Annotated in this window: 10 protein-coding genes; all 10 read right to left on the bottom strand. The window is 60.3% G+C overall.

Annotated elements, in window-relative coordinates:
• Window positions 1-25 precede the first annotated feature (25 nt).
• Window positions 26-1,450 carry a flagellin gene (locus FXO12_RS27470; RefSeq protein WP_054920185.1) on the bottom strand — a complete coding sequence of 475 codons (1,425 nt, stop codon included), beginning with the start codon at window positions 1,448-1,450 and terminating at the stop codon, window positions 26-28.
• Window positions 1,451-1,712: 262 nt separating this feature from the next.
• Entirely contained in the window at window positions 1,713-2,642 is a 930-nt protein-coding gene (locus FXO12_RS27465) for a ketoacyl-ACP synthase III (RefSeq protein WP_003192977.1), read from the bottom strand.
• 276 nt (window positions 2,643-2,918) lie between these two features.
• A complete protein-coding gene (locus FXO12_RS27460) occupies window positions 2,919-4,523 on the bottom strand; it encodes a flagellar hook-associated protein 3 (RefSeq protein ID WP_057976938.1) in 1,605 nt (534 codons plus the stop codon).
• 14 nt (window positions 4,524-4,537) lie between these two features.
• Window positions 4,538-6,583 carry a flagellar hook-associated protein FlgK gene (gene flgK / locus FXO12_RS27455; protein WP_034126776.1) on the bottom strand — a complete coding sequence of 682 codons (2,046 nt, stop codon included), beginning with the start codon at window positions 6,581-6,583 and terminating at the stop codon, window positions 4,538-4,540.
• Window positions 6,584-6,593: 10 nt separating this feature from the next.
• Window positions 6,594-7,853, bottom strand: coding sequence for a flagellar assembly peptidoglycan hydrolase FlgJ (gene flgJ, locus FXO12_RS27450; RefSeq protein WP_057976934.1), 1,260 nt, complete (start codon window positions 7,851-7,853; stop codon window positions 6,594-6,596).
• Window positions 7,854-7,857: 4 nt separating this feature from the next.
• The gene (locus tag FXO12_RS27445) at window positions 7,858-8,967 is read right to left on the bottom strand and encodes a flagellar basal body P-ring protein FlgI (protein ID WP_161793221.1); all 1,110 of its coding nucleotides are present in this window, start codon (window positions 8,965-8,967) and stop codon (window positions 7,858-7,860) included.
• A gap of 6 nt (window positions 8,968-8,973) precedes the next feature.
• Window positions 8,974-9,669, bottom strand: coding sequence for a flagellar basal body L-ring protein FlgH (flgH, locus tag FXO12_RS27440; protein WP_014719364.1), 696 nt, complete (start codon window positions 9,667-9,669; stop codon window positions 8,974-8,976).
• Between the two features lie 52 nt (window positions 9,670-9,721).
• Window positions 9,722-10,507 carry a flagellar basal-body rod protein FlgG gene (gene flgG / locus FXO12_RS27435; protein ID WP_003192986.1) on the bottom strand — a complete coding sequence of 262 codons (786 nt, stop codon included), beginning with the start codon at window positions 10,505-10,507 and terminating at the stop codon, window positions 9,722-9,724.
• Window positions 10,508-10,569: 62 nt separating this feature from the next.
• Entirely contained in the window at window positions 10,570-11,310 is a 741-nt protein-coding gene (locus tag FXO12_RS27430) for a flagellar basal body rod protein FlgF (protein ID WP_003192988.1), read from the bottom strand.
• Between the two features lie 699 nt (window positions 11,311-12,009).
• Window positions 12,010-13,575, bottom strand: coding sequence for a sigma-54-dependent transcriptional regulator (locus FXO12_RS27425; protein ID WP_060772685.1), 1,566 nt, complete (start codon window positions 13,573-13,575; stop codon window positions 12,010-12,012).
• Window positions 13,576-13,748: the final 173 nt, after the last annotated feature.

Genomic DNA, 13,748 nt, shown 5'->3' with positions numbered 1-13,748 from the left:
TTCCGTTAGTTACCAAGCGCGCTGATTACTGAAGCAGTTTCAGTACAGCGGATGGCAGCTGGTTAGCCTGCGACAGGATCGCGGTGGAAGCCGACTGCAGGGTTTGTTGCTTGGTCAGTTCGGCGGTTTCGGAAGCGAAGTCGACGTCCTGAACGGTGGAACGTGCAGCGGTGGAGTTCTTCTGAATGTTCTGCAGGTTGTCTGCAGTAGTAGTCAGACGGTTCTGGGTAGCACCCAGGCCCGAACGAACGCCGTCGATGGTGCCGATGGCTTTGTCGATTACTGCCAGGGCGTTTTGGGCGTTGGTAGCGTCGGTCACGTCGGTGTTAGCGATGGTGGTTTTAGTCGACGAAACGGTTGCACCCGCGAACAAGTCCGAAACACCAGTAGCAGCGTCGCTCAGGGAGTAGCCCTTAGCCGAATCAAGAGAAACCTGACCGGTCACAACGATTGCAGCAGCACCCAGAGCGGCTGGGGTGGCGAATGCGCCAGCACCGTCTTTTGCGCCAACCTTGATGTTCGCCTGGGCGTTGGTATCAGCACCCGAGAACGACAGGTTTTCGCCGGAATCCGACTTAACCGACAGGGTTTTGTTGGCTTCGTCGTAGTTAACGCTGATGCCCAGTTTGGCAGCGTTGGACTTCAGTTGGTCAGCAAGGCCGGCCAGGTCGGTTACACCGACGAAATCGACAGCAGTACCGCTACCTACAGCCAGCTTGAAGTTCGACGGAGTTGCAGCGCCTACTTCCAGCTTGACTTCAGTGCTGGCGGTAGCGGTCAGGCCACCGATCGAACCGTTCAGGCCCGCAGCGATGTCTTTAGCCGATGCGCCTGCACCGTAAGTGACGGTTTTGCTTTGGCCGTTGCCGGTAACAGTGATGTCGCCGCCAGCCAGGCCAGTTGCGCTAGGCGCGATGGCCTTGGTTTTGATCTGCTGCGAACCAATGTTGTTAGCCGCAACGTTTTCCAGGCTCAGGTTGATAGTTTCGTTGGCGTTGGCGCCAACCTGGATAGCCTTGGTACCGTACGAACCGTCCAGCAGCTTCTGGCCACCGAAAGTAGTGGTTTGCGAGATACGGGTCAGTTCCGAAGTCAGGGCCTGGTATTCGTCGTTGTTCGACTTGCGGTCGTCGGCGCTCAGGGAGCCGGTAGCCGAGGACAGGGCCAGGGTACGCATTTTTTGCAGGATGTCGGTCGAAGCCTGCATCGCGCCTTCAGCGGTCTGAGCGATGGAGATGCCGTCGTTCACGTTTTTTACAGCTTGGCCCAGGCCGTTGATTTGGCTGGTCAGGCGGTTAGCGATTTGCAGGCCGGCAGCGTCGTCTTTAGCGCTGTTGATACGCAGGCCGGAAGACAGGCGCTGCATGGAAGTGGCCAGGGCGCCGCCAGCTTTGTTCAGGTTGCCCTGAGTCGTGATGGAAGCAATGTTGGTGTTTACTGTTAAAGCCATGACGAAATCCTCGTTGGATGGATACTGCGGCTTCCGGCCCTGGCAACCGCCGGGTGTGGCCTGAGAACCTACGTAATAGTTATCGTCGTGGTAGCCGGTTGCTTGAGGGTTTTTTTGATTTTTTTTACTAGCCCTGTGCCAGCCCTTGTATTTCAACGGCTTACGCAGGCATAAAACCTCGGTTTCATTGGCTTTTCTGGCGCCAATAAAAAACGCCGATGATCATTCGATCATCGGCGTTTTTCATGAAGCCGCTAAAGCATCACGGACGATAGAGAATCGCCGAGCCCCACGACAGCCCCACACCAAAGCCGCTGATTGCCACGCGCTTCCAGGTGGCGTCCATCACGTGCTTTTCCAGCAGCAACGGAATGCTCGATGACACGGTATTGCCGGTCTCGACCATGTCCTTGATGAACTTGTCCACCGGCGCTTCTTCAAAGCGGCGCGCCACGGCGTCGACGATGGCCGCGCTGCCCTGGTGGATGCAGAACGCATCAATGTCATCTGCCTTGAGGTCCGACTCATTGAGCAGTTCGTGCAAGTGTGCCGGCACCTTGAGCAAGGCGAAGTTGAACACCTGGCGGCCGTTCATGAAGAACACACCATCGCTGACCTTCAAGTGCGGCGCGCCGGAACCGTCGGTACCGAACTTGGATTTGCCCAGCAACCACGGCGCGTCCTCGCCCATCCAGGTGGCGGTGGCGGCATCACCGAACAGCATGGTGGTGTTGCGGTCTTCCGGGTCGACGATCTTGGAATACGGGTCGGCGGTGATCAGCAGGCCGTTTTTCAGGCCGGCGGCTTCCATGAAGCCTTTCATCGCGTAGATGCCGTACACGTAGCCGGAGCAGCCCAGGGAAATATCGAAAGCGGCAACGTGAGTCGGCAGGCCCAATTTGTCCTGGACGATGGCGGCGGTGTGGGGCAAGCCCTCTTCATCGCCGTTCTGGGTGACGACGATCAGCGCGTCGATGGACTCGCGCTTCAAATCCGGGTTGTTGGCAAACAATGCATTGACTGCTTCGACGCACAGGTCGGAAGTCTCCTGTGCAGCTTCCTTGCGCGGCAGGAACGCCGAACCGATCTTGCCGATGATGAACTCTTCATCCTTGGCGAATTTGGCACCCTGGGCGTAGTTATCGATCCCGTCTGCCGGCACGTAACTGGCGATGCTTTTTATGCCAATCATTGTGGCTTCCCAATACTAAATAGCTGGAGAACACCCCTCGGACTACGCCGGGAGTGCTGACAATAAAGGGGATAACCCCATGAAAATCTCGCTGAAAGCCGCCCGATAAAGGCCCTGTGACGACTTATCCTTTTCACACGATACAGTGAAGATGCGCTTTATGACTCACAGGTCACTCAATTTTGCGCGCTTTGTGCAAAAACCGGCAACATTTCCAGGCCAGAAACGACAACGGCCTCCCCTGTCGCCAGGGGAGGCCGTTGTTCATTGCGACGATTACATGCGACTGAACAGGTTCAGCTGGGAGATTTTAACGAACGCCAGTTGCGAGGCCTGCAACATGGTTTGCTGCAACGTGAGGTTGATCGCGGCTTCGCCCATGTCAATGTTCGCCAGATCGCTCATAGTGCTTTTGTTTGCAGTGCCGATACTGATGTTCTCCGCCGACTGGATATCCAGTGCCGCTTCGCGGGCCCCGATGGAACCGCGCACGTTGTCGACCTGGGCCCGTGAATTGGCAAAATTACTGATGGAAGCGTCGAGCGCATCCTTGAGCTTGACCATCGCCGCCGGGTTGCCGTCGGCCGGTTGCTCCAGCGCCTTGCGCAGTTGGCTCAGGGTATCCAGCGCGTTCTGGGTCTTGGCCGTGCTGGCAGCGACCGCAAACTGATCGCCGGCTTGAGGTGTGCCGCTGACATCAAAGGTCACGCCTGCTGCCGTCACGGTCGTACCGCCACCGGTGTCGCCGGTGGCGATCGCTTTGCTGTCGGCACTGTAGGGCTGGGCATAGACTTCATACGCCGTGCCACTGGTGAACTTGATCACCGCCCCGCTGTTAGCCGGGAACGTACTGGCATAGGTGGCCGGGTTGCTCACCTGCGCATTCGTCAGCTGCGCAGTGGAGGCATTACTGGGCGTGCGCGAAACACTGAAGGTGTCGGGCTTGGCGGCCAGGCTGAACGAACGGTCCTTGACCAGCGCATCGGCGTCCGGCCCCGTCGCCATATCCTTGAGATCCACCGCAATATCAAAATTCACGCCGCGCAGGCTCACGGTGGAGCCGCCTTCCTTGGTGGAGTCAAAGGTGCCGTTGCCAGGGATTTCCGACGTGACGTCATTGCCGTTCTTGTCGGAGACCTTGTACTGGGTGCTGCTGGTAAAGGTCAGCTTGTAAGGCTCGCCATCGGCGAATTTATTCGTGTAGTCCGAGCCTGAAGTCACCAGGCCGGCCGACACTGAGACTTTATGATCATTGGGCACTGGCGCCGTTGCCGGCGGCACGATAGCAGGTGCGATCCAGGTCGCCTGGGTGCGGCCCGAGTTAACGGCACCATCCATGATGCTCTTGCCGGTGTCACCGGCACTGACTCTCAGGGAATCGGAAACCTGCAGGCTCAGCGGCGTTTCATCACCCTGATAGGTGTAGGTGCCGTCGCTGTTACGGCTATAGGGCGGCGTCGAGGTCTTGGAGCCGGAAAACAGATAGTTGCCCGAGGAATCCTTGCTGTTAAGCAAGCCCAGCACCTGGTCTTCAAGCGCACCGATCTGGCCGGCAATCGACTTGCGGTCGGCATCGCTGCGCGAACCGCCCGCTTCAATGGCCAAGGTACTGGCCGCCTGCAGTGCCTCGTTGATTGCACCCAATACGCTTTCCTCGTTGGTCAACGAGTTCTTCAAACTGGTGATATTGCCGTTGAACTGCCCGAGCATGTCCTTCTGCTGTTGCAGCAACAACAACCTCGCCGCCGCCACCGGGTCATCCGCTGCGGTTTGCACGCGCACACCGGAACTGGCCTGCTCCTGGGCCTTCACAACGCTGGAATAGTTGTCCGTGTACTTGGCGGCACTGGTTTCAAAATACTGTGCAGTGGAAATACGCATCGTCCCAGACTCCCTTAAAGACTATTGATCAGCGTGCTGAAGGTTTCTTGCGCAGCCTTGATGATCTGCGACGAGGCGGTGTAGTACTGCTGGAATTTGATCATGTCGCCCGCCTCTTCATCGAGGTTGACCTGGGACACGGAGTTGCGCGCATCCTGGTTGGCCTTGAGCAAGGCGCCCGTGGCCGTGGTGTCGGTATTGGCCGACGCGGCCTTGGCTCCGACGGTCGACACCAGGCGACTGTTGGCCGCCACCAGGCTCACTCCGCCGCCACTGCCATCGGACAGGCCGACGGTGGCTTTGGTTTGCAGGTCGAGCAACGCCTGGGCGTTACGGTTATCCGACTTGCCCGAGGCGTTGAAGGAAAACGTGGTGCTGTCGCCAGCGGCGGGCGACCCGGCGACCGTGGTATCGAACTTGAAGCTTTTGGCCGGCACCAGCAGCGTGCCGTTGGCATCCCGCATCGGCACGTCGACCGTGATCTTGTTGCCTTGGCCCGGCACGATGGTGCCGGTGCCAATCGGGTTGCCCTGGGCATCGTTGAGCGTATAACCCTGGGTGCCGTCGGCGGCCGGCTTGCCGAATACCATCTTCACTGGCATTGAGTGCTCAATGCCGGTACGCAGTTGCGCGGTATCGGCGCCACCATGAATATCGATAGGCAGGGTCAGGGTCGGCGGTGTAAAGGTGCCGGTACCCTGGTTGGTCTTGCTGCCCTCGCCCAGCAATGGCCCGGCGAACGCGATTTTATTGGCGTCCGTCAAAGTCGTGCCGATGTTGGTCGCACCGCTGGCGGTAGGACTGACTTTGAAACTATCGCCCGCCGCCATCGGCCCCTTGCCATCCAACGCCAGGGTGAACCCATCGATCACCGGCGGCGGCGCGGTATTGGTGTCGAACGCGCCCATGGCCTTGCCGTCGGAGCGCACCACCGTGTAGTTGTTGCCGCTGGTAAAGGTCACTTTGTAGTCGTAGGTCGACAGCTTGCTAGTGTCCGCAATGGTCACATTCAAATTGCCGGAACCCGTGCTGTTGCCCAGCGCGCCCTGACTGCGCTGGGCAATGGCCGCCGCGCTGTTGATGTCCTTGAACAGCGATGAGCCGAAGTCACCGTTCAAGTCCAGGCCCTGCCCCAGTTGGCTGTTGATGGTATCGGCTGTCGCCAGGGCGATACGCCCCAAGTCATTGATGGCCGGCATCAGGGCATCACTGCGATAACGCAACAGGCCGCCGATGCTGCCCCCACTGAGCACGTTGCCCAAGTCGATCGCCGTACCGCCGCCAGCATTGAGCGCAATGGTGTACTGGCTTGGGTCGCTAGCGCTCGGCACTGCCGAGAGGGTGTTGGACCGGTCGCCCAATACCAGGGATTGGCCCGTGCCGGTGCTGACGCTGAACACACCATTCTGTTCACTGGTGGTCACACCCACCAGTTCATTGAGCGAGCGCACCGCCTCGTTACGGGCATCCAGCAGGTTGGCCGGGGCGCTGTTGCTTGAGCCCTGGGCCTGGGTGATCTGCTTGTTGAGCGAAGCAATCGAGGAGGTCAACTGGTTGACCTGGTCACTCATGGTGCTCAACTGGCCATTGATCGACTCTTTCTGTTGAGTCAATTGGCTGGAGATGGCGTTGAAACGGTTACTCAGGGTCTGGGCGCTGGTCAGCAGCACTTGCCGGGCAGACACGTCGCTGGGGTTGGCCGCGGAGGTCTGCACAGCGGCAAAAAACGCGCTGAGCACCGAAGACATGCCGGTTGTCTTGTCCGACAAAGTCTTGTCGATGGCGCTGGCCTGGCTGGAATAAGCCTTGGCATCGTTATTGAGCGCCGTGCTGTTCTGGTAGGCCGCGTCCAGGAACTCGTTATAGACCCGACGCACATCCGCCAGCGTGGTGCCGCTGCCAATGTACACACCGCCGTAGGGGTTGTTGGCACTCGCATTTTGCGTGGTCTGCTGGCGCGAATAACCCGAGGTGTTGGCGTTGGCGATGTTATTACTCAAGACCGACAACGATCCTTGAGCGGCATTGAGCCCTGACATCCCGATACTGAGCAAACTCATGGTTCAGACCTTATAAATGTGTGGTTGCGCCAGCGGCAGCGTAGTTCTGGTAACTGTTCATGTTTTTTGCGATCTGCGAAATCTTGCTGGCGTAATCCGGGTCGGTTGCATAACCGGCTTTTTGCAACTCGCGTACAAACTGTTCCGGGTTGTCGGCTGATTTCACAACTTCTTTATAGCGATCATGGCTTTGCAGCAGGGTCACGAGGTCGTGGAAGCTGTCCTGGTAGGAGCTGTAGGAACGGAATTGCGCCGTTTCCTTGACCATCGCCCCATCGCGAAACTCGCTGGTGATCGCCCGGGCCTGACCACCCTGCCAGCTCTGCCCGGCCTTGATGCCGAACAGGTTGTGGCTGCTGCTGCCGTCCTCGGCGCGCATGACTGATTTGCCCCAACCGGTTTCCAGTGCCGCCTGGGCCACCAGGTACTTGGGGTCGATACCAATCCGTGCGGCAGCGGCCTTGGCCATCGGCAACATGGTGGCGACAAATTCATCCTGGGAGCTGAAGGCTTTCTTGGCCGGCGCCAGCGGTGGCTGGGCAATGGCGCGGCCATACACCTGCATGCGCCCGCTCGGCACGGCAAAGCTACGCGTGCTGCTGTTGATGACCGTGTCGTCGGCAGCGCTGTTACGCAGGGGCGCGGATTTGGCTTCGACCGGAGCGTTCGGCACGATACCCGCCAGCAGGCGGTCGGCCAGCTTGCTGGGCAAGGCGATACGACGCTGGTTCATCAGTTCCATGTCGTTGGCATGGGTGCCGGCGCCCTCAGGCACGGCCACGCGATACGCCCACAAAGGCCGCTGGCCATTGGAGCGGCCCAACGGGCCTTCGGCCTGGGTACCGGCGGCAATCTCGGTCGGCACATCGACTTTCTTCACCGGCGCATCCGCCGCCGGGCCTTGCAAGGTGGCGGCCTGAGCCTCCACCGGCTTGTTCTTCTGCATCTGGCGCATCAGCACATCGGCCAGGCCGATACCGCCACCTTCGCGGGACATCGACACCGCCAGTTGCTGGTCGTACATTTCCTGGTATTGCTTGGCGGCCGGGGTGTTCAGCGGGTTGTCCTTGCCCAGGGCCTCGGTGGCCGAACGCATGGACTTGAGCATCTCGTTCAAAAACAGCGACTCGAATTCCTGCGCCACTTTGCGCAGGTTGCCTTCGCTGTTTTTGTCGTCACCGACCTTGAGCTGGTTAAGCCGGTTCAGGTCGGAGTAAGACCCCGAGTCCGCCGTGCTGCTGATGCCGCTCTTGCGCATATCCATGGCCATGGCCTCAGATCACGATCAGGTCGGCTTGCAACGCGCCGGCCTGCTTCAAAGCTTCGAGGATCGCCATCAAGTCGCCGGGCGCAGCGCCCACCTGGTTCACCGCGCGGACAATCTCATCCAGGGTGGTGCCGGGGCCGAACTTGAACATCGGCTTGGCTTCTTGCTGGGCATTGACCCGCGAGCGTGGGACCACGGCAGTCTGGCCACCGGACAACGGCCCAGGCTGGCTGACGATCGGGTCTTCTGTGATGGTCACCGTCAGGCTGCCGTGGGTTACCGCCGCTGGCGAGACCTTGACGTTCTGGCCGATCACGATGGTGCCGGTGCGCGAGTTGATGATGACTTTCGCCACGGCCTGGCCGGGGTCCACTTCAAGGTTTTCCAGAATCGACAGGTAGTCCACGCGCTGGCTTGGGTCCAAAGGCGCAGTGACGCGAACCGAGCCGCCGTCGATGGCCTGGGCCACGCCAGGGCCGAGCATGTCGTTGATCTTGTCGACCACGCGCTTGGCGGTGGTGAAGTCGGAGCGGTTGAGGTTCAGGGTCAGGCTGTTGCCCTGGTTGAAACCACTCGGCACGGTGCGTTCAACCGTGGCGCCACCGGGGATACGCCCGGCCGACGGCACGTTGACGGTGATCTTCGAGCCGTCGCGGCCTTCGGCGTCAAAACCGCCGACCACCAGGTTGCCCTGGGCGATGGCGTAGACGTTGCCGTCGATACCTTTGAGCGGCGTCATCAGCAAGGTGCCGCCGCGCAGGCTCTTGGAGTTACCCATGGACGACACGGTAATGTCCACCACCTGCCCAGGCTTGGCGAACGCGGGCAGATCGGCGCTGATCGACACCGCCGCGACGTTCTTCAACTGCACGTTGCCCGAGCCTGGCGGTACCTTGATGCCGAACTGGGAGAGCATGTTATTGAAGGTTTGCAGGGTGAACGGCGTCTGGGTGGTCTGGTCACCCGTGCCGTTGAGCCCCACGACCAGGCCATAGCCGATCAACTGGTTGGAGCGCACGCCGGAAATACTGGCGATGTCCTTCAGGCGCTCGGCCTGGGCCACAGCACTCAAGGCCAGCAAAAGCGCCATCGCCATCAGCTGTTTGAACTTCAAAATGGCCACCTAGAAAGGGAACAGCGGGCTGAGGAAGAAGCGGTCGAACCAGCCCGGCTGGCTCGCATCGGCAAACGAGCCGGTGCCCGAGTAGGTAATGCGTGCATCGGCAATGCGCGTCGACGGCACGGTGTTGTCGGTGGAGATGTCATCGGCGCGGACCATGCCGGCGATGCGCACCAGCTCGTCGCCGGTGTTGAGGGTCATCCACTTTTCACCGCGCACGGCAATGATGCCGTTGGGCAATACATCGGCGACGGTCACGGTGATCGAACCGGTCAGGCTGTTGCCCTGCCCGGCCGCGCTCTTGCCGTTGGTGGCGCGGTCGCCGCTGTAGCCGGCGTCCAGGCTCAGGTCACCACTGCCCAGCGGGTTGTTGGTGTTCAGGCCGCCGCCGAACAGCGAGGTCAGGCCGATGCTGGTCTTGCTGTTCTTGCCGATCTGCGAGTTGGCGTTCTTGCTGGCCTGGGTCTTCTCGTTCAGGGTGATGGTGATGATGTCACCGACCCGGAACGCCTTGCGGTCGCTGTACAGGTTCTGCTCGAAACCGGCCTGGTAGATCGAGCCATTGTTGGCCGCCGCCGGCAGCGGCGTGCGTGGCAACACCGGCGCGTAGTACGGGTCATTGGGCTTTGGCGTGGGGGCGACACAGCCCGCAAGCACGGCGATCCCACTCAATGCCAACACACAAACATAGCGATTCATGACCCTAACCTCACGGTGTTGCAGGCACCCTCAAGGGCGCCCCATAGACTGATTACAGATTCTGCGTAACGAACGAAAGCATCTGGTCGGCGGTGGAAATCACCTTGGAGTTCATCTCGTAGGCGCGCTGGGTGGTGATCATGTTGACCATCTCCTCAACGGTGCTGACGTTGGAGGTTTCCAGGGTGCTTTGCAGCGTGGTGCCGAAGCCGTTCAAGCCAGGGGTGCCGATTTGCGGCGCGCCACTGGAGGCGGTTTCCAGGAACAGGTTGTTGCCCATGGCCTGCAGGCCGGCCGGGTTGATGAAGTCGGCGGTTTGCAGGTTGCCGATCACCTGGGACGCTGGGTTGCCAGCGACGGTGATGGACACGGTGCCGTCGTTGCCGACGGTGAAGGTCTTGGCGTCGGGCGGCACCACGACAGCAGGCTCCAGGGCGAACCCGTTGGCGGTCACGATCTGGCCGTTGGAGTCCAGGTGGAAGGTGCCGTCACGGGTGTAAGAAGTGGTGCCATCCGGTTGCAGCACTTGAAAAAAGCCCCGGCCGTTGATCGCCATGTCCAGGGGCTGGCCGGTTTGCTGCAGGTTGCCGGCGCTGAAGTTTTTCTGGGTGCCGACGATCTGCACACCGGTCCCCAGTTGCAGGCCCGACGGCAGTTCACTGTCCTGGGTCGATTGGGCGCCCGGTTGCTTCTTGATCTGATAGAGCAAGTCCTGGAACTCGGCGCGGTCACGTTTGAAGCCCGTGGTCGACACGTTTGCCAGGTTGTTGGAAATGGTCGTCAGGTTGGTGTCCTGGGCGGACAGGCCTGTCTTGGCAACCCATAGAGCCGGAAGCATGCTGTTCTCCTTCGTGCGCCGGATGGTTGGCGCTGCGTTGCAAATTAGTTAATGGGCTTGGATCAGCTCATCTGCATGACGCGCGTCATGGCCTGGTCGTCTTCTTTTGCGCTGTTCATCATCTTGATGTGCAGCTCGAACTGCTTGGCCAGCGCCAGCACTGCGGTCATTTCTTCCACGGCATTGACGTTGCTCGCCTGCAGGAAACCCGAGGTCAGCCGCACGTTCGCGTCGGCCTGGGCCGGTTGGCCATCCTTGGTGTGGATGGTGCCGTCCAGGCCCTTGGTCATGTTCTTGAGGTCAGGCTGGACCATCTTGATACGGTCCACTTCCGCCATCACCCGCGGACCTTCGCCCATGGCACGGATGCTGATGGTGCCGTCCGAACCCACTTCGATTTTCTGCTGGGGCGGCACGGCGATCGGGCCACCGTTGCCCATGATCGGCATACCGTTGCCGGCACGCAGCACACCCAGGGCATCCACGTTCATGCTGGCGCTGCGCACGTAGGCTTCGCCGCCATCGGGGGTCTGCACCGCCATCCAGCCGTCGCCGCTGACGGCTACGTCCAGGTCGCGACCGGTCTCGATCATCGCGCCCGGTGAAAAGTCGGTAGCCGGACGTTCGGTCATGGCAAACGCCCGCGCCGGAAAGCTGTCACCGAACACCGGCATCGAACGCGCCTGCTCCAGGTCGCGCTGGAAACCGTTGGTGGAAATGTTCGCCAGATTGTTGGCATGGGCCTTCTGCGCCAGTGCATTCTGGCTGGCGCCGGTCATTGCCACATAAAGGTACTTGTCCACGCTCTATCCTCTTTCTGACGGACGCTTGCCGCCCACCGCTGTACTGAGGAGGCTTAAGCAATTTGCGAACCAACTTTTTAAAAGAGGCTAAAGTCCAGGCGGGGCAGGGGTTTCGTGTAGTAGCTGAAAGAAGTGAAGGGAGAAACAGTCGAAAAAACGGCGGACTACTGCCGCCTGCGGCAAACACCGGCCTTAAATCCGGTACAGATCAAAGCCGGCTTGCCTGCGATAGCGGTGGTTCAGTGCAGACTCATTGGCTGACACGCCGCCTTCGCGGGCAAGCCCGCTCCCACAGGGGATTGATGCCGGGCGCTGATGCCGTGGGCAATACCCAACCAATGTGGGAGCTGGCTTGCCTGCGATAGCGGTGGTTCAGTGACAGACTCATTGACTGACACGCCGCCTTCGCGGGCAAGCCCGCTCCCACAGGGGATTGATGCCGGTCGCTGATGCCGTGGGCAATACCCAACCAATGTGGGAGCTGGCTTGCCTGCGATAGCGGTGGTTCAGTCACAGATTCATTGACTGACACGCCGCCATCGCGGGCAAGCCCGCTCCCACAGAGGATTGATGCTGGGCGTTGATTCCGTGGGCAATACCAAACCAATGTGGGAGCTGGCTTGCCTGCGATAGCGGTTGGGCAGGCACTGATATGCCAACTGACAGTCCGTTATCGCCGGCAAGCCAGCTCCCACCGTTTTAACTACGATCGGCCTTGAGCACTTCGTAATCACGCAGTTTGTTGGCAATGGTGGTGTGCGACACCCCCAGGCGCTTGCCCAACTGGCGACTGCTCGGGTGTTCGGCGTACAGGCTTTCCAACACCGCCTTTTCAAAGCGCCCGACGATATCCTCCAGGCTACCCTCCAGGGAAAAATCGCCCAGCGGCTGACGCACGCCATAATCCGGCAACCGAATATGCTCAACCTTGACCGTACCGCCCTCACACAACGACACCGCCTGGAACAGCACGTTTTCCAGCTGCCGCACGTTGCCCGGCCAGTGGTAGTGGCTGAGCTTGTCCATAGCGGCGGGGGCCAACTTGGGCAGAGGACAACCGATCTGCCGACTGGCCTGATCGAGAAAGTGCTCGACCAACGGCGCGAGGCCATCCAGGCATTCGCGCAACGGCGGAATATGCAAAGACAGCACATTCAGCCGGTGATAAAGGTCCTGACGAAACTCACCCCGGGCGCAGAGTTCCGACAAATCTACCTGGGTCGCGCAGATCACCCGCACGTCCAGGTACACCTCTTCATCACTGCCCACCCGGCGAAAACAACCGTCCTGCAGAAAGCGCAGCAGCTTGACCTGCAAGCGCGCGCTCATTTCTCCCACGCCATCCAGAAACAAGGTACCGCCCGCCGTCAGCTCAAGCAGGCCCAACTTACCTTCCGCCCGCGCCCCTTCAAATGCGCCGGGGCCATAACCAAACAGTTCGGTCTCGGCCATCGACTCGGGCAACCCCGCGCAGTTGAGCGCCATCAACGGCGACTGCCCGCGCGGGCTGGCCAAGTGGCAGGCCCGGGCCAACAGCTCCTTGCCGGTGCCGGTTTCGCCTTCTATTAATAGTGGCGCATCCAGCGGCGCCATGCGTCGCGCTTCACGTACCACTGCGGCCATGACCTTGGAGCTCTGGAAGATGCTGTCGAAACCGCGCAGCTCTTGCTTGCGCACGTTATAGATACGCTCACCGACACGGTCGGCACGGTGCAGGGTGAGCACGGCGCCGGACATGGCTTCACTGTCATCGTGCTCGGAGGATTGCAGGGGCGCGATGTCCGCCAGAAATACGTCACCCTTGACCTTGACCCGCAGGCCATTGATTCGTGACTTGCTGGCGCGCACCAGTTCCGGCAGGTCAAAATCCTCGGCATAACGCGACAGGGGAATCCCCGGCACTTCATCTACCCGTACGCCAAGCAACTGCGCCGCCGCACGGTTGGCGGCCACGATGGAGCCGCCCATATCAATGGACAGCACCGGGAATTCCAGGGCGCCGAGCAATGCGTTGAGTTCCATATGCCGCCGCTCGCTGGGCATCAGCCCTACCCGCTTGACCCCGAACACTCCGGCAATCGCCTCGAACTGCGGGCGCAACGCCTGGAACTGCATGTTCACCAGGTTGGGGCAGAACAGGTAGATGGCATTGCCGTGCTCGCCGCCGACTTCGCCCTTGGCGACGTTGACGCCGTACTCCACCAGCAGGTTGAGGATGTCCCGCAGGATGCCGATGCGGTTTTGGCAGTGCACTTTGATACGCATGGAAAGACTCGAAAAGGGAGTAGACGCCGCGGCTTTTTGTCGCTGGGCGCAGATAGTCGTCAAGATTATGTGACAGCGCGGTGGCTTTTCCCAGCCCATAGCTGCGACTAGCGGGCCTGTCGTAACGAATACTTTACGATAATCGGTAATTTTTCCTACACCAGTCCGTTAAG

Origin of the sequence: Pseudomonas sp. J380 (genome assembly GCF_009827115.1) — a bacterium.
GTDB lineage: Bacteria > Pseudomonadota > Gammaproteobacteria > Pseudomonadales > Pseudomonadaceae > Aquipseudomonas > Aquipseudomonas paracarnis.
Note: the sequence above shows the minus strand (reverse complement) of the source record. Positions and strands in the feature narration are given on the sequence as shown.